Consider the following 22,114-nt stretch of genomic DNA (forward strand, 5'->3'; position numbering starts at 1 on the left):
TGGAAGTTAAGCCCTTCAGCGCCGATGGTACTGCGACCGGGAGGTCGTGGGAGAGTAGGACGTCGCCGGACATTCACACTGTTAAGGGCCACCCCATCGGGGTGGCCCTTAACATTTTCCCCCGAATTACCTATTGCCGAGCACGCCACACCTGCCGAGGCGCATGTCCCGTCCTCCGTAACCAGTGCTCCGTGTACACGATCTTCTCCGCCGCGATCGCCACCAATGGCCCGACCGGCGGTTCCTCGAGCGACCGTCCCCGCTCGACGTGATCGGACTGCCACCGATAAGCCTCCCAGTACGGCGCGAAGCCCCGGTCCTCAGGCATCAAGACCTCGGCACGCCCGAACACCTGCGCACCACGACTACTGGCTTGCCCTACCAACGGCGCAAAGACACCCACCGAGACCCGGGGATCCACCGCCAGGTTCCGCATCTTCGGCGACCCCGCCGCCGCGGTGAACAGCAGGGTGAAGTCCAGGTGGTAGTACCGCACCGGCGTAGCCAGCGGACCGTCCTCGCCGGCGGTCGCCAGCACACACATGTTCTGGCTACTCAGCAGATTCAGGATCCGCTCCGACAGCACGCCGAACTCGAGCCGCTTCGTAGGAGCCGGACCGGCCAACCAGGGGTTCGTGAGTCTCATGCCGAATCCTCGCAAACCTCCGAGGTGTGAGGATCGGCGCATGCAGCAAAGCCCCTCGTCCCCAGAAGGGCAGAGCAGCTCGTACGCCGGCCGAGCACCCCGTCCCCAGAAGGCCAAAGCGCGTCGTCCCCAGGCCGAAGCAGCTCGATGCCGGCTAGAGCAGCTCGTACTCTGGGCGGTCCGATTTCCAAGAGCGATCGATTAGGCGCGATCGACCAGCCCACTTCTGGGCGGCCTGATCTCCAACTGACTACGCGCGATCGAACAGCCCCGCCCGGCCCACCTCTTAGTCCGCCGGATTCTCGCGAGCGACTGGCTACGCCCGGTGGGAGCGGGGAGGTGTTACGACCCTCAGTTGGAGCATCGCTGCGAACCGGGTGTCGGGGTCGGCCAGGTCCAGGTCGGCGACCTCTGCCAGGCGTCGCAGGCGGTACCGGAAGGTGTTGGGGTGCACGTACACCGCGGCCGCAGCCGCGATCACGTCGCCGAACGCATCCAACCAAGCCCGCAAGGTCTCCACCAGGCTGGTGTTGTGCTCGCGGTCGTACGCAACCAACCGAGCAATCGGCCCGGTTGGCTGATCTCCCCGAGCCTCAATCAGGTCCCGCAGCTCGAGCAGCAGCGTCTCCACGTGAACATCCGCCAACCGCGCAACCCGTTGAGACCCCGTACGAAGCACCCGAAGAGCCCGGTCAGCACCAGCCCGAGCATGCGGAAGCCGGGCCGTCTCCCGCACCACCGGCCCGATTCCCACAGTCACCGTCACCCGGTCCCCGATCCGTTCCAGGAAGTCCTTGGCGATTCGTACCGCCCGTTCCTCCCCGTCTCCGCGATCAGCGCGAACCGGCAGCAACCCGTATGCGACATCGCCCACCAGCGCCGCCGCCGACCGCGGATGCACCGCGCCCAGGTGCATCGCAAACGCGTCCGCCAACCGCTGTCGCTCGGTAGCCAACCCCGCCTCACCAACCAGTGATTCCTGAACGGCTTCCAGAGTGTCCTTGAGATCAGCAGTCGCCGTGCGAGCCCTGCCTCTAGGACCGCTCTGGTCTTCAGTCGTACGCCGTATTCGCACCGCCAACGCCAGGACGACGACCGGCTGGTCAGCGAGCCCTAGGCGATCAAGAGCATCCCGAGCCCCAGCCCCGCCTTCCAGCGCCGTACTGACCAGGTCAGCGCGCAGCCGGCGTTCGACATCAGCTCCGGCCCGAATCCGAAGCATGTGAAGCGCCACCAGCTTGGCGGCGTCACACAGTGCCTGGGTGCGTTCGTCCGTCAGCGGATCGCGAACGGCCGCCCAGATCGACCCGAGAATCTCGTCGCCGGCCCGAACAGCCACAGCCACCCGCGGAATCGTGGACTCCGTCGCAGTGATCGGCAACGGCGGCACGTGTACCGGCCGATCGGTCCGATGGAGCTCACGAAAGATCCCCAGTTCGGCCAGCAACCGCGAGTACCGCTGAGGCACCTGCCTCCCCAGTACCGTCTCGACCCGCGCAGTGTCAGCCTCGTCCTGCCGGCCGGAAAACGCGAGCACCCGGGAGCTTCGGTCCTCGATCGTCACCGGAGCATCCAGCAACGCCGCGGTCGCATTGGCCAACGCGAACAGATCCCCGGACGGCATCCCACCCAAGGTCTCCGGCTCAGCTACCCCCACGTCCCCGTCAGCCAGCAGCGACCGCAGCAACACCGCCAGCTGATCCCACGATGCTCCGCGAGTGAGCCCCAGCAGCGCCACTCCCGACTCGGCGACCGCCTCAGTAATACTCGCCTCCCTCGGCACCGGAGCCCGCACCACCAACCCAGCCGCCTGCTGCCGCCCCAGATCCCGCAGCGTCCACGCGATCAAACTCGGCTCCTGCAGCCCCACCCCTAACACCAACGCGTTGGACGGCAGCACCGGCTCGTCGACCGGATCATTGATCACCACCCCGCCGATCTCCACCGGCCGGTCGGCATCTCCATCCACCAGTTCGAGCAAGGTGGCGCCCAAGTCATCCAGCACCCGCCCAAGACTCGCCCGAGGCCGATTAGTCACGGAACGCATCACCTTCCCGACCCTAGATCCCCGAACTCCACCCTAGTTCGTCCCACCCCACAACTTCAGCCCCCAGTTTGGTAGCTCCGAACAACAACGCTGCCTCAAGTGGACGTTGGACTGCGCGAGGAGATTGAGGGCGGCGGCTGTGTGAGGGGGTTGAGAAGAGGGAGGGGCGGTGAGGAGGTCGAGGGCGGGTCGGCCTCGCCACGGGCGTGGCCGTCGGCCGGGGGAGCGAGGTGCAGGTGCGGCCTGTTTGGAAGGTGAGGAGGTCGAGGGCGGGAGGGCGCGGAGGTCGAAGTGGGTGTGGATCGCCTGGTCGGGGTTAGAGCTTTAGCCACTCGGTATGGGTGGTTACGGCGTTCAGTTCAGGTTCTAGGGGGTCGACGCCAATGCCGGGGCTGGTGGGGACTGAGAGGTGGCCGTCGGTGAGGGTGAAGGGTGGGGTGATGTCGGTTTGGTAGTAGCGGGAGGAGGCTGACGTGTCGCCGGGGAGGGTGAAGCCGGGGAGGGCGGCGAGGGCCAGGTTGGCGGCTCGGCCGAGGCCGGTTTCGAGCATGCCGCCGCACCAGACGGGGATGCCGTGGGACTGGCAGACGTCGTGGATTCGGCGGGACTCCAGGTAGCCGCCGACTCGGCCGGGTTTGACGTTGATGATCGAGCAGGCGCCCAAGGAGATGGCGGCTGCGGCGGCTCGGGCTGAGGTGATGGACTCGTCCAGGCAGATCGGCGTCTTGAGGTGGCGGGCCAGTTCGGCGTGGCCGAGGATGTCTTCCTCGTCGAGCGGTTGCTCGATGAGGAGCAGGTTGAACGGGTCGAGGCGGGCCAGGTGGCGGGCGTCGGAGACGGCGTACGCGGTGTTGGCGTCGACCTGGAGGAGGATGTCGTCGCCGAAGCGCTCGCGGACGGCGGCCACGGGCTCGATGTCCCAGCCTGGCTGGATCTTCAGCTTGATGCGCAGGTAGCCCTCGTCGAGGTAGTTGCCTACGGCGTCCAGTAGTTCGTCGGTCGAACTCATGATGCCGACGGAGACCCCGCAGGGGACTCGGTCGTGGACGGCGCCCAGTTCGCGGGACAGGGGGCGGCCTTCGGCACGGAGTTCGGCGTCCAGGACGGCGGTTTCGAGGGCGGCCTTGGCCATGCGGTGGCCGTGGAACTTGGCCAGGGCCGGGGCGACGCCGATCGCGGTGAGGTGGTCGACCGCCGCAAGGGTGGGGACGAAGAAGCGGCGGAGTACGTCGGCGGCGGCGTCGACGTACTCGGAGGAGTACAGCGGGCCGGCCATGGCGACGCATTCGCCCCAGCCTTCGGCTTCCGTGGTGACGACTCGGACGAGGAGCGCGTCGCGGGTGGTCTCGGTGCCGAACGACGTGCGGAACGGGGAGACCAGCGGCAAAGAGATCCGCCGGAGCTCGACTCCGGTCAGCTTCATCAGATGAGTCCTCTCGCGGGGAGTTCGAGTACGTACCAGCCGGTGCGGTCGAAACCGATCACCTGTGCGCTGTCGGCCAGCAATCCGCCGAGCACTTCGCGGAGAGCCGCCCGCCAGGCCTTCGCGGAGGCTGGATCGGTCTGACGCAGCCCTTCGACATCTTCCGGTACGGCGACCAGCACCGTGCCGCCGCCGAACCCTGCCGGTCCGATCACCGGATGGCCATCTGCTGATCGACTCAGGGCGATTGTTGCTTCGGGCATGGACTGGATGGTCAGGCCGGTGGGGTGGGTGGTGGCGGCTGTGGTGACGGTCGGAGCGTCGAGGTCCCAGCGGACCAGGAGGCGGTCGGTGTCGTCGCCGTGGTTGATGCTGTCGTGCATGCCGCCGTAGAAGTTGGTCAGGTACTCGGCCGGGTGGGCGGCGAGTTTGACCAGGTTGAAGTACGCGTTGCGGCGGATCAGCGGGTCGAACGTCCAGGAGATCGCGGTGACGCCGCGTTGCAGGGCCCAGGCGCGTTGGTGGAGTTTGAGGGCGAAGCCGACGTTGCGGCCGCGGGCTGCGGCCGAGACTCCGGCGACGTGGCTGTGCATCGCGACTTCCGCCGGGGCGGAGAAGAAACCTACGCAGGCTCCCACCAGTTCGTCGCCGTCGTACGCGCCGGAGACGTAGTTACCGGCCTTGGTGAGGGCGCGGAGGAGCTCCGTGGTGACCGGAGGGTTCTTCGGGTCGGGGCGCCAGATCGAGTCGTAGAGCTGGTAGACGCCTTCCAACTCCGACAGTTCGGAGAGCATTCGGACCTGGACCCCGGCCGAGGCCGCAGCTGCGTCGGAGGCCTGGTCAGCAGCACTTGTCGACGGGCTGACGTCCGTGATCGGCGTGCTCATGGTCTGTCCAGCAGATCGGCGATCAGCGCCGTCAGCAGCGACGTGCGCGGGAGGATCTCAGCGACCACGACGTGTTCGTCGTCGGCGTGGGCGCCGCCGCCGACCGCGCCCAAGCCGTCGAGGGTCGGGGTGCCGACTCCGGCGGTGAAGTTCCCGTCGGAGGCACCGCCCACGGATGTTTCGCGGAGCGGAGGCAGCCCGAGTGAGGACGCCAGCTCGCCGGCGCGCCGGTACAACGCGTCGGACATCTTGCGTTCGAGCGGCGGCCGGTTGGGGCCGCCGACGATCTCGATCGTTGCCCCGGGAAGGACCGGCTTCAGGGCATGCAGGGCGGCATCGACGCGGAGTTGCTCGTCGACGGTGCGCGCTCGTACGTCGACCAGGAAGCTGCCGGACGCCGGGACCGTGTTGCGAGTGGTCCCGGACGTGAGCGCAGTCGGGGTGACGGTGGTCCCCACTGACGGATCACCCAGCGCGGCGATCGCGAGGATCTGGTGGGCGGCTTCGATGCTCGCGTTCACGCCGAGCTCCGGTTCCAGGCCGGCGTGCGCGGCGCGGCCGCCGATGCGGATCTCGTAGTTGGAGACTCCCTTGCGCTCCAGCTTCAGAGCGCCTTCGTCCGCAGAAGCCTCCAGCACCAACGCCGCGGCACAACCGGCCGCCTCCGCCTCGATCAACGCACGTGACGATGGCGATCCCAGTTCCTCGTCGCCGGTCACCAGCAGGGTGACGCCGTCCAAGGACGGCAACGCCGACAAGGCGTGGAACGCCATCACCAGACCGGTCTTCATGTCGAAGCAGCCCGGCCCACGGACGATCCCGTCAGTGACCACGAACGGATGAGTGGCCAGTGAACCGAGCGGCCAGACCGTGTCGTGGTGCCCGAGCACGAGCACCCGCGAAGGCCCGTCGCCGAACTTCCAGCGCAGGTGCGTCCGCCCGTCCACCACCTCGTACGACGGTTTGCCGCCGAGCCGCTCGGCCCCGAGCTGGGCTACCACGTCGGCGCTGCGCGCCACCGCCGCGAGATCCGACGACGGCGACTCGCACGTCACCAAGGTCTCCAGATCTGCCAGCATCAAGGGCAACGAGGACGTCATCAGCCCACCTTCGGTGTGGCGCGGACCCCGAAGTGCATGTACTTCTCCCCGGTCGGCAACGCGTAGAAGGTGATCGCCGACCAGGTCAACGACCCCGGCTGCCGGACGACGAACAGATCGCCGCTCGCATCCGCCGGCTTCATCACGAACTCCTGCGCCGGCTCAGGCATCAACTCTGCCAACGGCCCGGTCAACGTGACCCGCACCTTCAACTGCCCGTCCTCCACGTAGACCTCCTGCAGCGTGCTCGCTCGCTCGTACCGCCCGACGTGCCGGTGCAGGTCGATCTCCGGCGCCTCGGACAACGGGCTCAGCGGCAACGGCATGGCGACCCCAGCCAGGTCCCGGAAGATCTCCCGGTACAGCTCCTCGTACAGGTCGCGCGTGTTGCCGCCGTTCGTCAGCAGCGAGACAGCCAATCCCTGCGAAGGCAGGACGCGGAGGAACGCGGCCTGGCCGATCGTGTTCCCGTCGTGGCCGATCAGCCGGTGGCCGTCCCAGTCGAAGCGGATCCAGCCCAGTCCCCACGAGTCGCCGAGCGTGTGCTTGTCGGGCAGCTCGGCCTGCTTGTCGGCCATCGCCGCCACGGACTCCGAGCTGAGCACCCGCGTGCCGTCCGGGGCGAGACCGTCGTTCAGGTGCATGCGAGCGAAGGCCAGTGCCTCGGCTGCGGTCGACGTGATCAGGCCGGCCGGACCGAGCGAGCGGGGGAGTCCCCACACCGGCGCCGGTGAGAGCTCGTCCTCGCCGACGTGACCAACGGCGGCGCGATGCAGCAGCGCCTCCTCCGGCAGCGTCACCGTACGGCGCAGGGCGAGCGGCGTGAAGATCCGTTCGCGCAGGACGGTGTCCCAGGTCTTGCCGGTGAGCTTCTCGATCACCCGGCCGGCCAGCGAGAAGCCGGAGTTGCAGTACGACCAGGTCGCACCGAGCGGGTGGTTCTGGCCGACTTCGGCCAGCCCGTCGACGTACTTCTCAAGGCAGTCGTCGCCCCGGCCGGTGTCGGTGAACACGTCGCCGTCGATTCCGCTCGTGTGCGTCAGCAGCTGCCGCATCGTCACCTGCTTGGCGACATCGGGATCACCGAGCTGCAACTCGGGCAGCACCTGGATGAGCGGTGCGTCCAGGTCGAGCAGCCCCTCGTCGACGAGTTGCAGGGCAAGCGTCGCCGTCCACACCTTCGACATCGAGCCGATCTGGAAGATCGAGTCGGTGGTCACCGGGACGCCGATCTCCTTGTGCAGTACGCCGGTCGCCGCCTCCACCAGCTCGTCCTCCTGGCCGGTCTTGAAGCGCAGGATCCCCAGCGATGCACCGACCACCTTGTGCTTGGCCGCGAGCGTCGTCAGCCGACGCTGCCAGTGCGCGGCATCGATCCGGGGCCGCTGCGGTCCACGCGGGTCACCGGCGTACTGCTCGATCCAGTCGACGATGCGGCGGCCGAAGTCGATGCGGTGCGAAGGACGGCCCTCGACGATGAACAGGTGGCTGGCCTCCGGGTAGAGCACCAGCTGAGTTGGCACGCCCTGCTCGCGGAGCGCGGTGTGCCACTGCTGGGCTTGGCCGACCGGGCAACGGACGTCCGCGTCGCCGTGCAGGATCAGCGTCGGCGTCTTAACCTGGTCGACCTTGCTCAACGGAGACATCGCGCTGAAGTCGCCAGGGCCGTTCAACTCGTAGACGTTCAGGAAGTGGGCGGCGTCCGACGTGCCGCTCATGCTGGTCAGGTCGCTCACCACGCCACCCGCGACGGCCGCGGCGAACCTGTTGTCGCGACTGGTCAGGTAGCAGGTCATGAAGCCGCCGTAGCTGTAGCCGGCGATCGCGAGCCGCTGGGCGTCGGCGATGCCTTCGGCAACGAGCTGGTCGATCGGCTCGAGGAAGTCGTTGGCGTCCGACGTGCCCCAGCCGCCAACCACCCCGTTGTAAAAGTCTTCGCCGTACCCGTCGCTGCCCCGCGGGTTCAGCAGGAGGACGGTCCAGCCGCGTGCGGCAAGCTCCTGGTGGTACAGGTGCACTTCGTCGGCCACGGCGTTCCACGCGTTGTGCGGACCGCCGTGCACGTCGAGCAGCAGCGGCTGCGCTCCGGTGGCCGACGGATCGCGGACGATCCACCCGTTCACCACCGTCCCGTCCGAGATCGTGAACTCGCGTTCCTCCCGCACGAAGGTCTCGACGTCCTCGAGCCCGTACGACGTCTGCTGCGTCACCGATCCGTCAGCCAGGTCGACCGTCACGATCTCCCCGTACGACGTCTCCGTCGCCAGCGCGACGGTTGCGACCCCTCCGGCGACCGACAGACCTGACACGTTCTGACCCGCCTCACCGAGCACCCGTCGAGGCGTACCGCCGGCCACCGGCACGGCGTACAGATGGCTGCAGCCGCGGTCGCGGACGCAGAACAGCACCGTCTTGCCGTCTTCGATCAGCGTGGGAAGGGCTCCCGGGTACGCCGGTCCGCCGGGCATCACATTGCGATCGAGCGGCGCCGACAGGTTCACCACGTCGCCGTCGGCCAGCGAGAGTCGCAGCAACCCGGCATGTCCCACCGGTCCGGTGGTGCTACCGACGATCAGCAGAGACTCGCCATCGCTGGTCCACCGCACCGGGCCTGTCAGTCCTTCCTTCAGACCGACCACCTGCGGCTCGGCCTTCTCGTCGGTCGCGTCGAGCACGTACGCCGGCGCGGTCGGGACCAGGTCCGCGTCGGGTGCCGTGCCCGCGCCGAACGCGACCTTGGTCCCGTCGGGCGACCAGTCCGGGTCGCCTGCGTGCCAGTCGCCCTCGGTTGCCTGCCGGCACTTCTTCGTCCCGACGTCGAGCAGGTGGACGTGCTGGCGGTAGGTGCGCAACCAGCCCGCGCCATCGGCCTGGTAGTCCAGGCGCTCGGTGACGATCGGTGCGTGGCCACGCGTCTCGCGCGCTGTGTCGTCCTCACCGGCAAGGGCAGCGATGTCGACCGGAGCGCTGAAGGCGATGCGCGTGCCATCCGGACTCCAGCGCGGAGCGCCCGCGCCGAGGGGAAGCGTCGTCAGCTGCTCCGGCTCACCGCCACCGGCCGGAAGCACCCAGAGCTGAGCAGGCCCGTCCTTGCCACGGAGGAAGGCCAGCTGCGTGCCGTCCGGAGACCACGTCGGTGAGCTGTCGCCGTCGCTTCGGGTCAGCTGCTGCGGCTCGCCTCCGGACACCGGTACGCGCCAGAGGTTCCGCAGAGTGCGGTCGGCGGCGCGGTCGGTGGTCCGCAGGACGTACACGAGCTGAGAGCCATCCGGCGACAATGCCGGCTGCTCCGGCACGGACAGGTCGGTCAGCTCGTCGATGCGCAGGCGTCGGGTCACAGGGAGTCCTCCTTGGCTACGGAACCGGCGGTCACCGGCTGCAGAGCGCCGGCCACGTGGTGGCAGGCGGCGCGATGACGTCGGCGGTCGGCGTCGGTGGTGGGGTCGATCGTCAGGCAGTGCTCGCGATCGGCGAACACCAACGGTCCGATCGGGCAACGAGGGTGGAACCGGCATCCGCCGGGTGGATGGTGCGGGTCGGCCGGTTCGGCGTCGGCGACCACCTGGGCAGCGCGTTCGGCAACAGCCTGTGCCGCGGGATCGGCGAGTAGTTGGGCCACAGGATCGAGCAGCGTCGTCGATCCCCGGTGGGGCGCGGCCGCGAGCAACTCCTTGGTGTACGGGTGTTGTGGATCGGCGAGCACCTCCGCGGCAGGGCCGAACTCGACGATGCGGCCCAGGTACATGACGGCGATGAAGTCGCTGACGTAGCGCACCACCGCCAGGTTGTGGGAGATGAAGAGCATCGACAGCTGCAGCTCACGTTGCAGTGAGCGGACCAGGTTCAGCACCGTGCCTTGGATCGACACGTCCAGCGCCGAGGTGATCTCGTCCGCGATGAGGACGTCGGGCTGCCCGGCGAGCGCTCGCGCGATCGCGACTCGTTGCCTCTGGCCACCAGAGAGCGCTCCTGGGTACGTCAGTGCGCGATCCGCTTCGAGCCCGACGAGTTCGAGCAGCCGGGTCACCTCCTGCCGACGAGGCGCGCCCAGGCGTGGCACGGCCTCGGCGATCGAGTCGCCGATAGTCATCCGTGGATCGAGTGACGAGTACGGATCCTGGAAGACCATCTGCAGCGGACGACGTCCGCGTGGCCTGCGGCGTAACGGTTCGCCGTCCAGCAGGATCCGACCGGACGACACCTCGGCCAGCCCGACCGCGGCCCGTGCCAGCGTCGACTTGCCCGATCCCGATTCGCCGACCAGCCCGACGACTTGGCCGGCCGGCACGGTCAGGTCGACCCCGTCGACCGCGGTCAGCGCACGGCTGCCCGCGCCGTACCGGACCGTCACCTGGTCGAACCTCAGCTCACTCATCGCTGCCCCGTCCGGATCGATTCGATGCTCAGCAACGGCTGGCCCTGAGGATTCCAACAGGCCACCCGATGGCTTTCGCCTACCAGTTCAGGATCCTTCGACGCACAGGCCCCGACAAGGAACTCACAACGCACTCTGTAGGCACATCCCGCGTCAACGCCTGACGGATCAACAGGCCGTCCGGGGATCACCGCCAGCGGTTCGTCGAGCGGTGTGTCCAGATCCGGTACGGCGGCCAGCAACGCCCGCGTGTAGGGATGCCGTGCTCCCGAAGCGAGCTCGGCAGCGGGCAGGTCCTCGACGATCCGTCCCGCGTACATCACCAGCACCCGGTCGCAAACCTGTGCGACCACAGTGATGTCGTGGCTGATCAGCAGCACGGCGACCTCGTCGGTCTCCCGGATCGTCTCCAGCAGCCGCAGCACCTGACGCTGCACGGTCACGTCCAGGGCCGTCGTCGGCTCGTCGGCGACGATCAACGCCGGCGCTCCCATCAGGCCCATCCCGATCATCGCGCGCTGCCGCATTCCGCCGGAGAACTCGTGCGGGTACTGGCGCGCCCGCCGTTCCGCCGCCGGGACCCGGACCGCGCGCAACCGGTCGACGGCCCGAGCCATCGCCTGCCGCCGGCTGAGTCCCTGATGTTCACGAGCACCTTCGGCAAGCTGCACGCCGATCCGCTTGGTCGGGTTGAACGACGTCATCGGGTCCTGGAACACCATCGCGAACGAGGTCCCCAGCAACCGTCGCCGGATCGCCGCGCTTGCGCGGTCCGCGAGCCGCCCGAGCAACGGCGCCCCGAGAAAGGACAACTCGGAAGCCGAGACCTGACCGGGCGACTCGATCAACCCGGCGACGGCCAGCGCCGTGAGGCTCTTGCCCGAACCGGACTCACCGACCACCCCGACGATCTCGCCCTTGTGGATGGTGAAGCTGACACCGCGCACGGGCGTGATCGGCCCCGGGAAGCTGACCCGCAGATCCTTCACGACCAGCACCGCCTCGTCGTCGACAGGCGCTGCCGGAACAGTCTCCGGCACCGACGCACGCACCCGCGGCCCGACCAGCGCCGGCACGCCGAGCCCCTTCGCCACAGCCTCGCCGAAGAGGTTGAACGCGAGCCCGGCGATCACCACGGCCACACCCGGTGCGAGCGCGGCCGCGGGATGGACGTAGATCCCGTTCAGCGACTCACCCATCAACCGGCCCCAGTCGTACGCCGGCGGCTGCACGCCGAGGCCCAGGAACGACAGCCCGGCGAAGGCCAGCAGTACGCCGCCCGCACCGATGGTCGCGTTCACCACCAGCGGTTCGGCGATGTTGGGCAGGATGTGCCGCAGCAGGATCCGGAACCGCCCGACGCCCGCGATGCGCGCCGCCGCGACGAAGTCCCGCTCGGCGATTCCCGCGACCAGCGTCTGCGTCAGCCGCGCGAACGTCGGCGCGCCGGCCAGGCCGATCGCGAGCACCGCGCCCTTCGCGCCCACTCCGAAGATCACCGCGAAGAACAGCGCGAGCAGCAGGCCGGGAAAGGCCACGGCGATGTTCACGATCGCCGTCGTCAAGCGCCCGAAGCGCCGTCCCACCAGTACCGGCGCGGTGCCGAGCAGCAGACCGGCGAAGACGCCGAGAGCGGTCGCCAGCAGCGCGAGCACGATCGACGTACGGGATGCGACGAGCACGCGGTAGAAGATGTCCCGGCCGAGGCTGTCGGTGCCGAGCCAGTGCTGGGACGACGTGCCTTCGAGCAGGTGCTCGGTGTCGATCGCGCCGGCCTGGTTCGACCAGAGCAACGGCGCAAGAACCGCCAGCACCAGGACGGCGAGCAGAAGTACGCCGGCACCGGCGCCGACCGGCGTACGGAGGACTGCGATCCAGCGGGTTCGTCGGGCCATCAGCTCTCCCGGATCGTCGAACGGGGATCGAGCAGGGCCAGCGCGACGTCCACGGCGAGGTTCACCAGCAGCACGCCGACGCCGTACACGAGCACGACGCCCTGCACGAGCGGGTAGTCCTTGGCGAGGATCGACGAGACGATCGTGCTGCCGAGCCCGGGCCAGCCGAAGACGTTCTCGACCAGCACGGTCCCGGCGACCATCCCGCCGAGCAGCAGGCCGCCCAGCGTGATCGTGGCCGTGACGGCGTTGGGAAGCGCGTGGCGCAGATAGATCGCGATCGCCGGCAGACGCTTCGCGCGGGCGGTCCGCAGATAGTCGGTCTGCAGGACCGCGAGCAGTTCGACGCGACAGATGCGGGCCAGTACGGCGGCAGGTCCGACCGCCAGGGACAGCACCGGCAGCACGTACGACGAGACGTTGCCTCGACCCGCGACCGGGAACCAGTGCAACTGCACCGCGAACACGTAGACCAGCCCGACCGCGAGCAGGAACTCGGGAATCGCGGCGAGCACCACCGAGGTCGACGTGAACGTCAACTCGGCTTTCGGCCGGCGACCGGCGCGGGTGAGCACCCCCATCGCCAGGCCGAGCGGCAGCGCGATCAGAACCGCCACGAGGAACGCGGCGACGGCGAGCTGAACGGTCGCGGGCAGCCGGTCGCGGATCACGTCGGAGACCGGGAGACCGGTGGTGATCGACGTTCCGAGATTGCCCGTGAAGAGATGCTGCAGGAAGTGCAGGTACTGCAGCCAGAGCGGGTCGTTCAGACCGAGCGACTCGCGCTGCGCTTCGACGACGCTCTGCGCGGCGACCGGCCCGAACGCGGCGCGGACCGGGTCACCGGGAATCAGGTGGATCATCAGGAAGGACGCGCTGAGCAGAGTCAGGACCGAGACGACCAGCCGGGCGAACCGGCGGATCGCGAAGCGCACCCACGGGTTCAGCTCCGAGCGGGAGCCGGCGGCAGCAGCGCCGGGCGCGACGGGCGGGGCAGGAACCGTCGTCACCGGCTCACCCCAGCATCCGCACCGAGCTCGGGACGACGCTGCCCTGGCTCAGGTCGAAGGTCGCGTTCTTGCCGAAGATCGGCACGACCGTGTTCACGAACGGCACCAGGTTGACCTGCTCGAACAGCGCCCGCTCGCCGGCCGCCCAGTCCTCGCAGCCGTCGGTCCCGGCGATCTTGGAGGCCTTGGCGATCGCGGCGTCGTACGCGGGGTTCTTGATCCAGGAGAAGTTGGTCCCGTTCGGCGGCGTTGTGCCGGACAGGAAACTCACCAACTGGCTCGGCAGGGAGACAGTCAGCGGGATGAGTCCCGCGTGCCACGTGCCCTGACCGGCAAGAACCACGGTGCTGATCTCGGCGGTCGCGACCGCCTTCAACGAGACCTCGACGCCCAGCTCGGTCCAGGACTTCTGCAGCAGCTCAGCCGCCGACTGCATGGTCGGGCCGAGCGTCGTCGGGTAGTAGAAGACCAGCGACAGCTTGTTGCCGCCCTTCTCCCGGACCCCACCGGCTCCCGGCTTCCAGCCCGCCGCATCGAGCGCGGACTTGGCCGCGTTCAGGTCGTGGCCGGGCAGATTGCCGGTGATCGTGTCGACCTTGCACGGACCCATGCCCGGGGCAACCAAGTCGGTCGGCGGCGTACCGGATCCGCTGGTCACGACCTTGCCCAGCTGGGTCAGGTCGAGACCCTGCGTCAGCGCCCGCCGTACGGCGAGATCCGCGGTCGGCAGGCCCGCCTTCTGGTTGAACCAGAGCTGGCCCAGCGGTGCGCCGACCTCGCGCTTGAACAGCTGCTGAGCCGCGAGCCGTTGCTTGTCCGGTCCGGCGATCGACGCGATGTTCACCTGACCGGCGGTCAGCAGGTTCGCCGAGGTCGTCTCGTTGGCGACGACCTTGATCGTCACCTTCTCCGGTACGCCGGTCTGGTCGGCCTTGAAGTCACCCGGGCCCCAGGCGTAGTCCTTGCGCCGGGTCAGCGTGTAGTGGTCGCCGGGCACGGCCTCGCTGACCGTGTACAGACCGGTGCCGTCCGAGCCCTGCTTGAGGATGCTGCGGTCCTTCATCCCCTTGGCGCAGACGATGTGCAGGCCGCCGACGTTGCGGGCGAGGAAGGCGTCCGGAGCCGCCGCGGTCACCGTGACCGTGCCGGCCGCGTCGTCGGCGACCGCCTTGGCGCCGGCCGGGACGAAGACACCGATCCTGGTCGACTTGTTGGCGGGATCGCCGACGAAGTTGATGTTCTGCGCGACCGTGCTCGCGGTCAGCGGCGTGCCGTCGGAGCAGGTGATGCCCTTGCGCAGCGTGTACTTCGCGCTGGTCGTCGTGCCTTCCCACTTCTCCGCCAGCCCCGCCACCGGCTTGCCGCTGGAGTCGATGTTCAGCAGCGCGTCGTACAGGAACCAGTCGACCTGCATGGTGACCGAGAGCGAGGTGAACTGCGGGTCGAGGTTGCCGGGATCGCCGCCGACGGCCATCGTCAGCGTCTTGCCCGCGACCGGTTGGCCGCCGCCGGCCGTGGTGGTTTCGCCGCCCGAGCTGCAGGCCGACAGAGTCAGTACGCCGGCCACCAGGACTGTGAGTGCGGATTTCATCATGCCTCCGAGGCTGTGGCGCGGCGCAGAGCACGGCCGCTGTGCAGGTACAGGGCGCGACCGGTGCCGTCGTCGCCGAGGAAGACGTGCGGAGTGTGCAGGCCGTTCTCCGCCTCGACCGCGATCAGGCTGTGCTCGTCGCGGCCGACCAGTTCGACCGGCTCAGGTGCGGGACCGAGCTCGGCGAAGATGCCCTTCGGGACCTGGTCGAGCCAGAGCTTGCCGTCGTCGTCCTGGCGGACGGTCAGGTCGAGCGCGTCGGAGGTGTAAGTCCCGAGGAACCGCTCGGCGTCGACCTCGACGGCTGTGGCCGGGGGAGTGGGCATCTCGGGCAGGTCGAGTCCGGCGAGCTCCTTGACCACGTGGCTGAAGACAGCGCGGTAGGCCTCGATCATGTCGCCGCCGTTGGTCAGCAGGGCGATGGCCAGACCGTGTTCCGGTACGACGCGCAGGAACGCGCCCTGACCGATGGTGCCGCCGTCGTGGCCGATCACCGTCGTACCGGCCCAGTCGAACAGCTCCCAGCCGAGCCCCCACGAGTCGCCCATCATGCCGAGCGCGGGCAGCTTCACCTGCGGCTCCTGCATGGCCGCGGCACTCGCAGCACTCAGTACGACGGTCCCGTCGGCCGTCGTGCCGCCGGTCAGGTGCAACTGAGCGAAGGCGAGCAGGTCCCGCGGCCGCATCGCGAGCATGGCACCGGCCGGTGCCATGGCCGGGGTCAGCGCCCAGATCGGTGCCGGTTCCGGCGCCTCGCCAGGCGTCGCTCGCAGATGGCCGACCGCCGCCCGGTGCAGGATCGCCTCGTACGGATCGGTGGCCGCGTGCTGCAGTCCGAGTGGACTGAACAGGTGCTCACGCACGACGACGCCGTACGGCTTGCCGCGGACCACCTCGACCAGCCGACCGAGAACGACGAACCCGGCGTTGTTGTACGAGAACATCTCGCCTGGACCGAAGAGCTGACTCACCTCGGCCAGCGTGGCCAGGAACTTCTCGACCGCGTCGTCGCCCTTGCCGGTGTCGTTGAAGATGTCGCCCTCGAACCCGGCGGTGTGGCTCAGCAGCTGCCGGACGGTGATCTTCGCGGCCGCGCCGTCGTCGCCCAGCACGAAGTCGGGCAGGTGCTCCCGCACCGGGGTGTCCAGGTCGACCTTGCCCTCGTCGACGAGCTGCATCACCAGCGTGGTCGTCCACACCTTGGTGATCGAGCCGATCTGGAACACCGAGTCGGCGGTCGCCTCCACGCCGGTCGCCTTGCTGAGCAGTCCGGCGGCGTGGTCGACCACCTCACCGCCGTACAGGACGCCGACAGCGGCGCCGGGGATCTCGTGCTCGGCCAGCAGGGCCGGCAACTGGTCGTGCAGCCACGTCTCGATCTCGTTCAGGGTCGCCATGGGCCGACGCTAAGACGCCGCGCGCCGCGCGTATTCGTCCTGGACGACGAGGGCCCGGACCGATTTCGTCCGCCGGTACGAAGCACCGGACAGGGACGCCTGACGGGAATCCCGGCGGAGGACTTACTCTTGAGGGTGTTATGACCTCTTCCGGCCGTCGTACGGTCTACCTCGATCACGCCGCGACGACTCCGATGCTGCCCGCGGCGATCGAGGCGATGGCCTCTCACCTCGGGCGCACCGGCAACGCCTCGTCGCTGCACGGGTCGGGGCGTGCCGCCCGCCGGACTGTTGAAGAGTCCCGGGAGACGATCGCGGAGGCGCTCGGCGCGCTGCCGAGCGAGGTCGTGTTCACCTCCGGCGGGACCGAGGCCGACAATCTCGCGCTCAAGGGCCTGTGGTGGGCCCGGCTCAAGGAGGACCCGCGCCGGCGCCGGATCCTGCTCAGCGGGGTCGAGCACCACGCCGTACTGGACCCGGCCGTCTGGCTCGCGCAGCACGAGGGCGCCGAGCTGGAGTGGCTGTCCGTCGACGCGCTCGGCCGGGTGCGTCCCGACGAGGTCCGCGCGGCGATCGAGCAGGACCCGGCGTCGGTGTCCTTCGTCACGCTGATGATGGCCAACAACGAGGTCGGCACGCTGCAGCCGATCCAGGAGGTCGCGGCGATCGCGGCCGAGCACGGGATCCCGGTGCACACCGACGCCGTCCAGGCGATCGGGCAGATCCCGGTGCACTTCGCGGCGCTCGGAGTCGACGCGATGACCGTGTCGGCGCACAAGATCGGCGGCCCGTACGGGATCGGCGCGCTGCTGGTCCACAAGGAGACCCAGCTCGTGCCGATCGTCCACGGCGGCGGCCAGGAGCGCGACGTCCGGTCCGGCACGCTCGACACCCCGGCCACGGCCGGGTTCGCGGTCGCGGCGGCGCACGCCGTCAAGCACCAGTCCGACGAGTCGCAGCGGCTGATCGCGCTGCGGGACCGGCTGGTCAACGGCATCACGAGCACGATCCCGGGCGCGCTGTTGTCGGGGGACCCGATCGGGCGTTTGCCTGGTAACGCACACTTGTCGTTCAAGGACTGCGAGGGCGACTCGCTGCTGCTCCTGCTGGACGCGCGCGGTATCGAGGTGTCGACCGGCTCGGCCTGCAACGCCGGGGTCGCGGAGCCGAGTCACGTGCTGCTCGCGATGGGGTACGACGACCAGCGGGCCCGCGGCTCGCTGCGGTTCACCCTCGGACACACCAGCACGGACGCCGACGTCGACGCCGTACTGGACAACATCGGGCCAGTGGTGGAGCGGGCGATGTCCGCCGGACTGCAGAACGTGGGAAGGAACAACTGATGCGGGTACTCGCAGCCATGTCGGGCGGAGTCGACTCCGCCGTCGCGGCGGCGCGGATGGCCGAAGCCGGGCACGACGTGGTCGGTGTGCACCTGGCGCTCAGCCGCAACCCGCAGTCGTACCGCAGCGGCGCGCGCGGCTGCTGCACGATCGAGGACTCCCGCGACGCCCGCCGCGCCGCTGACGTGATCGGCATCCCGTTCTACGTCTGGGACCTGGCCGAGCGCTTCCACGCCGACGTGGTCGAGGACTTCGTCGCGGAGTACGCCGCCGGCCGGACGCCGAACCCGTGCCTGCGCTGCAACGAGAAGGTCAAGTTCAGCGCGGTCCTGGAGCGCGCGCTCGCGCTCGACTTCGACGCGGTCGCGACCGGGCACTACGCACAGATCGTCGAGACCGCTTCCGGCCGCGAGCTGCACCGGGCGGTCGACCACGCCAAGGACCAGTCGTACGTGCTGGGCGTGCTCACGCAGGAGCAGCTGAAGCACGCGTTCTTCCCGCTCGGTGACACGGTCAAGACCGAGATCCGGGCCGAGGCGGAGCGCCGCGGGCTGTCGGTGGCGGCCAAGCCGGACAGCCACGACATCTGCTTCATTGCCGACGGCAACACCCCGGGATTCCTGGCCGAGAAGCTCGGCGCGGCGCCGGGCGACATCGTCGACAGCAGCGGCACCAAGCTGGGCGAGCACAGCGGCACCCACGGCTTCACCGTCGGGCAGCGCAAGGGCCTGCGGATCGGCACGCCGGCGGCCGACGGCAAGCCGCGCTTCGTGCTCGACATCAGCCCGGTGGACCGCACGGTCACGGTGGGCTCCCGCGAGGAGCTGGCCGTGGAGAGCCTGGTCGCGTCCAAGCCGCGCTGGTGCGGTCCGGAGCCGACCGAGACGCTGCAGGTCAAGGCCCAGCTCCGCGCGCACGGCGACGAGGTGGCGGTCACCGCCCGCGTCGAGGGCAACCAGGTCTTCGTGGACTTCGACGAGCCGACTGCCGCGGTTGCGCCGGGCCAGGCGGTCGTCCTGTACGACGGAACGCGGGTGATCGGCTCGGCGACCATCGACTCGGTCCAGCGCGCCGCGGCGAAGGTCTGATGACGACTACCGGTCTGGGCTCGCTGCCCGGGGACGACATCCGTGAGTGGACCAAGGTGGTGCTCGGGGCGGTCGACATCCCGTTCCTGCCGGAGCTGCCGGCCCGGCCGTACGGCGACATGCTCAGCCGGGCGGTCGCCGTACTGGCTGAGCTCTCCGCGGACCTCCAGCCGGCGGGGTGGCGGCTGACCGGCGGCTCGGACTCGCGGTCGAGCCTGGACCAGCGGCGGGCGCGGGCCTTGCTCGAGGAGGACCTGGACGTCCTGGAGGAGTTCGCCGACGGGTACACCGGGCCGCTGAAGCTCCAGTTCACCGGGCCGTGGACGCTGGCGGCGACAGTGGAGCTGCCGCGCGGGGACAAGGTGCTGGCGGACCACGGCGCCCGGCGGGACTTGGCTGACGCGCTGGCGCACGGGCTGAACGCGCAGGTGGCCGAGGTGCGACGCCGGGTGCCCGGTGTGGAGCTGCTGGTGCAGCTGGACGAGCCCGCGCTGCCCGCCGTACTGGCTGGAGCTGTTCCGACAGCCAGTGGGTGGAGCAAGCACCGCTCGGTCGACGGTCCGGGTGCTGTAGAGCTGCTGGCCCGAGTGATCGAGGCCGCTGAACCAGCCACGACTCTGGTGCACTGCTGCGCTGCTCGGCCGCCGATCGAGGTGTTCACCAAAGCAGGCGCCGGGGGAGTGGCCGTCGACGTCTCACTGCTCACCGAGCCCGCCTGGGAGCAGATCGCCATCGCAGTCGAGGCCAAGACCACCCTGTACGCCGGACTGGTTGCTACGACCGGCCCTCTGCTCAACCCTGAACAGGCTGCCGCGCCGCTGGTCCGCACGTGGCGCAACCTCGGACTGGACCCCGAGCTGATGAAGCAGGTCGTTGTCACCCCAGCGTGCGGGCTCGCTGCCTCTGCGTCGCCGGCTGACGCGCGGGCGCGCCTGGAGCTGCTGCGCGGGATCGTCGACGCGCTCGGAGAAGCCGCCGAGGCCTAGGGCCGGATAGCCCGAAAACGTCGGTGCCGGGCGGTAAGTTCTCCTCATGAGCACGGAGATCCCCGAGACGAACGCCGCCGACCAGCCTGCCGCGCCGCCCGAGGTGCGGGAGCGGCACGCCGCGCTGAGCCGCGAGATCGAGGAGCACCGGTTCCGCTACTACATGGCGACCTCGACCATCTCCGACGCGGACTTCGACGCGCTGATGCACGAGCTGCAGGGCATCGAGGAGGAGTTCCCCGAGCTGCGCACGCCGGACTCGCCGACGCAGAAGGTCGGCGTACCGATCTCGACGCTGTTCGCGCCGGTCACCCACCCGCAGCGGATGGAGAGCCTGGGCAACGCGTTCTCCGCCGAGCAGATGGAGGCCTGGGCCAAGCGGCTCGAGCGCGAGGTCACGGTCAAACAAATCCATGACAGCGGTTTCCTCTGCGAGCTCAAGGTGGACGGGCTGGCGCTGGACCTGGTCTACAAGAACGGTCGCCTGGTCACCGGCGCGACCCGGGGTGACGGCACGACCGGGGAAGACGTCACGCTCAACGTGCGGACCATCGCGAGCATCCCCGAGGTGCTGGACACCGACGACCCGCCGGAGTTCCTCGAGGTGCGCGGCGAGGTCTACTTCCGGGTCGAGGACTTCCAGCAGCTGAACGCGCAACTCGTTGAGGCGGGCAAGGACCCGTTCTCCAACCCGCGCAACGGCGCCGCCGGTTCGCTGCGGCAGAAGGACCCGCGGGTCTCCGCCCAGCGCCCGCTGCGGTTCGTCGTGCACGGACTCGGCCGCGTCGACGGGCATCACATCGCCCGGCTGTCCGAGGCGTACGAGCAGCTGAAGGCGTGGGGCCTGCCGGTCAGCGACCGCGCCCGCCGGGTCGAGACGCTGGCCGAGGTGAACGACTTCATCACGTACTACGGGGAGAACCGGCACTCCGTCGACCACGAGATCGACGGCGTCGTGGTGAAGGTCGACGAGGTCGACCTGCAGCGCGCGCTGGGCTCGACGTCGAGCGCGCCGCGCTGGGCGATCGCGTACAAGTACCCGCCGGAAGAGGTCACCACCAAGCTGCTCTCGATCGAGGTGAACGTCGGCCGCACCGGTCGCGTCACGCCGTACGGGGTGATGGAGCCGGTGCGGGTGGCCGGCTCGACGGTCGAGTTCGCCACGCTGCACAACGCGCAGGAGGTCGAGCGCAAGGGCGTGTGGATCGGCGACACCGTCGTGCTGCGCAAGGCCGGCGACGTGATCCCGGAGATCCTCGGCCCGGTGATCGACCTGCGGCCCAAGGAGGCGTACCCGTTCCGGATGCCGACCGAGTGCCCGTCCTGCGGTACGACGCTGCGGCCGATGAAGGAGGGCGACGTCGACATCCGCTGCCCGAACTCGCGGTCCTGCCCGGCCCAGCTGCGCGAGCGGCTCTTCCACCTGGCCGGGCGGTCGGCGTTCGACATCGAGGTGCTCGGCTTCAAGGCGGCCGACGCGTTGATCAGCAGCGAGCTGATCACCGACGAGGGTGACCTGTTCACGCTGACCGAGGAGGCGCTGGCGCGCAGCCCGTTCTTCACCACCAAGGCCGGGGCGCTGTCGGCGAACGCACAGAAGCTGCTCGCCAACCTCGAGGCGGCCAAGTCGCAGCAGCTGTCACGCGGTCTGGTCGCGCTGTCGATCCGGCACGTCGGCCCGACCGCGGCCGCCGCGCTGGCAGCGGCGTACGACGACATCGACGCGGTCGAGGCGGCCGGCGAGGAGGAGCTGGCGCAGATCGAGGGCGTCGGCCCGACCATCGCGCACGCGGTGATCGAGTGGTTCCAGGTGGACTGGCACCAGGAGATCGTGCGCAAGTGGAAGGCCGCCGGCGTCCAGCTGCGGCAGGAGCGGACCGGGCCGACCGTCGAGCAGACGCTGACCGGACTGTCGGTCGTGGTGACCGGCACGGTCGAGGGCTTCAGCCGGGACGAGGCGACCGAGGCGATCGTGTCGCGCGGTGGCAAGGTGGCCGGGTCGGTGTCGAAGAAGACGTCGTTCGTGGTGGTCGGTGACTCTCCGGGGTCGAAGTACGACAAGGCCGTGCAGCTCGGCGTACCGATCCTGGACGCGGCCGGGTTCCAGGTCCTGATCGAGCAGGGCGCGGACGCGGCGGCCGAGGTGGCGACCACGCCGGAGCCCGGCGAGGTGTAGATCGTCCGGTTCGCCGGGAGAACTGGCCTAGGTCGGTACGGCTGTTCCGCCTTGGCACAAAGGATTTCCGGTTCGATGGATCCGTTGTATGGCCTGGCCCGTCCGACTGTTAACTTTGCACGTCCACACGTGGGTCACTAAGGAGCGAAT

15 protein-coding genes and 1 rRNA gene are annotated in these 22,114 nt (G+C 69.3%); 5 read left to right on the plus strand and 11 right to left on the minus strand.

The window, feature by feature from the left end:
• Positions 1-71 (plus strand): 5S ribosomal RNA (rrf, locus tag ABD235_RS39990); the annotation flags it as partial.
• Between the two features lie 59 nt (positions 72-130).
• Here rrf and ABD235_RS38505 read toward each other — a convergent pair.
• The 11 genes from ABD235_RS38505 to ABD235_RS38555 form a co-directional block, all read right to left on the minus strand.
• On the minus strand, positions 131-646 hold the full coding sequence (locus ABD235_RS38505) for a pyridoxamine 5'-phosphate oxidase family protein (RefSeq protein ID WP_344183431.1): 516 nt from the start codon (positions 644-646) through the stop codon (positions 131-133).
• 316 nt (positions 647-962) lie between these two features.
• The gene (locus ABD235_RS38510; protein ID WP_344183432.1) at positions 963-2,651 is read right to left on the minus strand and encodes a PucR family transcriptional regulator; all 1,689 of its coding nucleotides are present in this window, start codon (positions 2,649-2,651) and stop codon (positions 963-965) included.
• Between the two features lie 358 nt (positions 2,652-3,009).
• Positions 3,010-4,116, minus strand: coding sequence for an o-succinylbenzoate synthase (gene menC / locus ABD235_RS38515; protein WP_344183433.1), 1,107 nt, complete (start codon positions 4,114-4,116; stop codon positions 3,010-3,012).
• Complete coding sequence (locus ABD235_RS38520) at positions 4,116-5,003, minus strand: GNAT family N-acetyltransferase (protein WP_344183435.1); 888 nt, start codon at positions 5,001-5,003, stop codon at positions 4,116-4,118. The genes menC and ABD235_RS38520 overlap by 1 nt, the downstream gene beginning before the upstream one ends.
• The gene (locus ABD235_RS38525) at positions 5,000-6,103 is read right to left on the minus strand and encodes a M20 family metallopeptidase (RefSeq protein WP_344183436.1); all 1,104 of its coding nucleotides are present in this window, start codon (positions 6,101-6,103) and stop codon (positions 5,000-5,002) included. The genes ABD235_RS38520 and ABD235_RS38525 overlap by 4 nt, the downstream gene beginning before the upstream one ends.
• Complete coding sequence (locus ABD235_RS38530) at positions 6,103-9,441, minus strand: serine hydrolase (RefSeq protein ID WP_344183438.1); 3,339 nt, start codon at positions 9,439-9,441, stop codon at positions 6,103-6,105. Before ABD235_RS38530 ends, ABD235_RS38525 begins: the two co-directional genes overlap by 1 nt.
• Positions 9,438-10,478 carry an ABC transporter ATP-binding protein gene (locus tag ABD235_RS38535; RefSeq protein WP_344183440.1) on the minus strand — a complete coding sequence of 347 codons (1,041 nt, stop codon included), beginning with the start codon at positions 10,476-10,478 and terminating at the stop codon, positions 9,438-9,440. Before ABD235_RS38535 ends, ABD235_RS38530 begins: the two co-directional genes overlap by 4 nt.
• Positions 10,475-12,373, minus strand: a complete 1,899-nt coding sequence (locus tag ABD235_RS38540) for a dipeptide/oligopeptide/nickel ABC transporter permease/ATP-binding protein (RefSeq protein ID WP_344183442.1) — start codon at positions 12,371-12,373, stop codon at positions 10,475-10,477. Before ABD235_RS38540 ends, ABD235_RS38535 begins: the two co-directional genes overlap by 4 nt.
• Positions 12,373-13,383, minus strand: a complete 1,011-nt coding sequence (locus ABD235_RS38545; protein WP_344183444.1) for an ABC transporter permease — start codon at positions 13,381-13,383, stop codon at positions 12,373-12,375. Before ABD235_RS38545 ends, ABD235_RS38540 begins: the two co-directional genes overlap by 1 nt.
• A gap of 4 nt (positions 13,384-13,387) precedes the next feature.
• Complete coding sequence (locus ABD235_RS38550; protein ID WP_344183446.1) at positions 13,388-14,977, minus strand: ABC transporter substrate-binding protein; 1,590 nt, start codon at positions 14,975-14,977, stop codon at positions 13,388-13,390.
• Entirely contained in the window at positions 14,974-16,371 is a 1,398-nt protein-coding gene (locus ABD235_RS38555; RefSeq protein ID WP_344183448.1) for a serine hydrolase domain-containing protein, read from the minus strand. Before ABD235_RS38555 ends, ABD235_RS38550 begins: the two co-directional genes overlap by 4 nt.
• 140 nt (positions 16,372-16,511) lie before the next feature.
• On the opposite strand from ABD235_RS38555, the gene ABD235_RS38560 reads away from it, so the two are divergent.
• Genes ABD235_RS38560 through ligA form a run of 4 tightly spaced genes read left to right on the plus strand, consistent with a single transcriptional unit; the run spans position 16,512 to position 21,964 of the window.
• Positions 16,512-17,714 (plus strand): cysteine desulfurase family protein, encoded by a 1,203-nt coding sequence (locus ABD235_RS38560; RefSeq protein WP_344183450.1) that lies wholly within the window; start codon positions 16,512-16,514, stop codon positions 17,712-17,714.
• A complete protein-coding gene (mnmA, locus tag ABD235_RS38565; RefSeq protein ID WP_344183453.1) occupies positions 17,714-18,802 on the plus strand; it encodes a tRNA 2-thiouridine(34) synthase MnmA in 1,089 nt (362 codons plus the stop codon). Before ABD235_RS38560 ends, mnmA begins: the two co-directional genes overlap by 1 nt.
• Positions 18,802-19,788: a uroporphyrinogen decarboxylase/cobalamine-independent methonine synthase family protein gene (locus ABD235_RS38570; protein WP_344183455.1), complete on the plus strand. Its 987-nt coding sequence runs from the start codon at positions 18,802-18,804 to the stop codon at positions 19,786-19,788. The genes mnmA and ABD235_RS38570 overlap by 1 nt, the downstream gene beginning before the upstream one ends.
• A gap of 46 nt (positions 19,789-19,834) precedes the next feature.
• Entirely contained in the window at positions 19,835-21,964 is a 2,130-nt protein-coding gene (ligA, locus tag ABD235_RS38575) for an NAD-dependent DNA ligase LigA (protein ID WP_344183456.1), read from the plus strand.
• Positions 21,965-22,114 lie beyond the last annotated feature (150 nt).

Origin of the sequence: Kribbella lupini (genome assembly GCF_039529595.1) — a bacterium.
Classification (GTDB): domain Bacteria; phylum Actinomycetota; class Actinomycetes; order Propionibacteriales; family Kribbellaceae; genus Kribbella; species Kribbella lupini.

Coding starts and splice junctions, on each gene's coding strand:
- ligA (WP_344183456.1), top strand. CDS start 19,835: ATGAGCACGGAGATCCCCGAGACGAACGCCGCCGACCAGCCTGCCGCG.
- ABD235_RS38525 (WP_344183436.1), bottom strand. CDS start 6,103: ATGACGTCCTCGTTGCCCTTGATGCTGGCAGATCTGGAGACCTTGGTG.
- ABD235_RS38505 (WP_344183431.1), bottom strand. CDS start 646: ATGAGACTCACGAACCCCTGGTTGGCCGGTCCGGCTCCTACGAAGCGG.
- ABD235_RS38550 (WP_344183446.1), bottom strand. CDS start 14,977: ATGATGAAATCCGCACTCACAGTCCTGGTGGCCGGCGTACTGACTCTG.
- ABD235_RS38560 (WP_344183450.1), top strand. CDS start 16,512: ATGACCTCTTCCGGCCGTCGTACGGTCTACCTCGATCACGCCGCGACG.
- ABD235_RS38535 (WP_344183440.1), bottom strand. CDS start 10,478: ATGAGTGAGCTGAGGTTCGACCAGGTGACGGTCCGGTACGGCGCGGGC.
- ABD235_RS38570 (WP_344183455.1), top strand. CDS start 18,802: ATGACGACTACCGGTCTGGGCTCGCTGCCCGGGGACGACATCCGTGAG.
- ABD235_RS38555 (WP_344183448.1), bottom strand. CDS start 16,371: ATGGCGACCCTGAACGAGATCGAGACGTGGCTGCACGACCAGTTGCCG.
- mnmA (WP_344183453.1), top strand. CDS start 17,714: ATGCGGGTACTCGCAGCCATGTCGGGCGGAGTCGACTCCGCCGTCGCG.
- menC (WP_344183433.1), bottom strand. CDS start 4,116: ATGAAGCTGACCGGAGTCGAGCTCCGGCGGATCTCTTTGCCGCTGGTC.
- ABD235_RS38540 (WP_344183442.1), bottom strand. CDS start 12,373: ATGGCCCGACGAACCCGCTGGATCGCAGTCCTCCGTACGCCGGTCGGC.
- ABD235_RS38520 (WP_344183435.1), bottom strand. CDS start 5,003: ATGAGCACGCCGATCACGGACGTCAGCCCGTCGACAAGTGCTGCTGAC.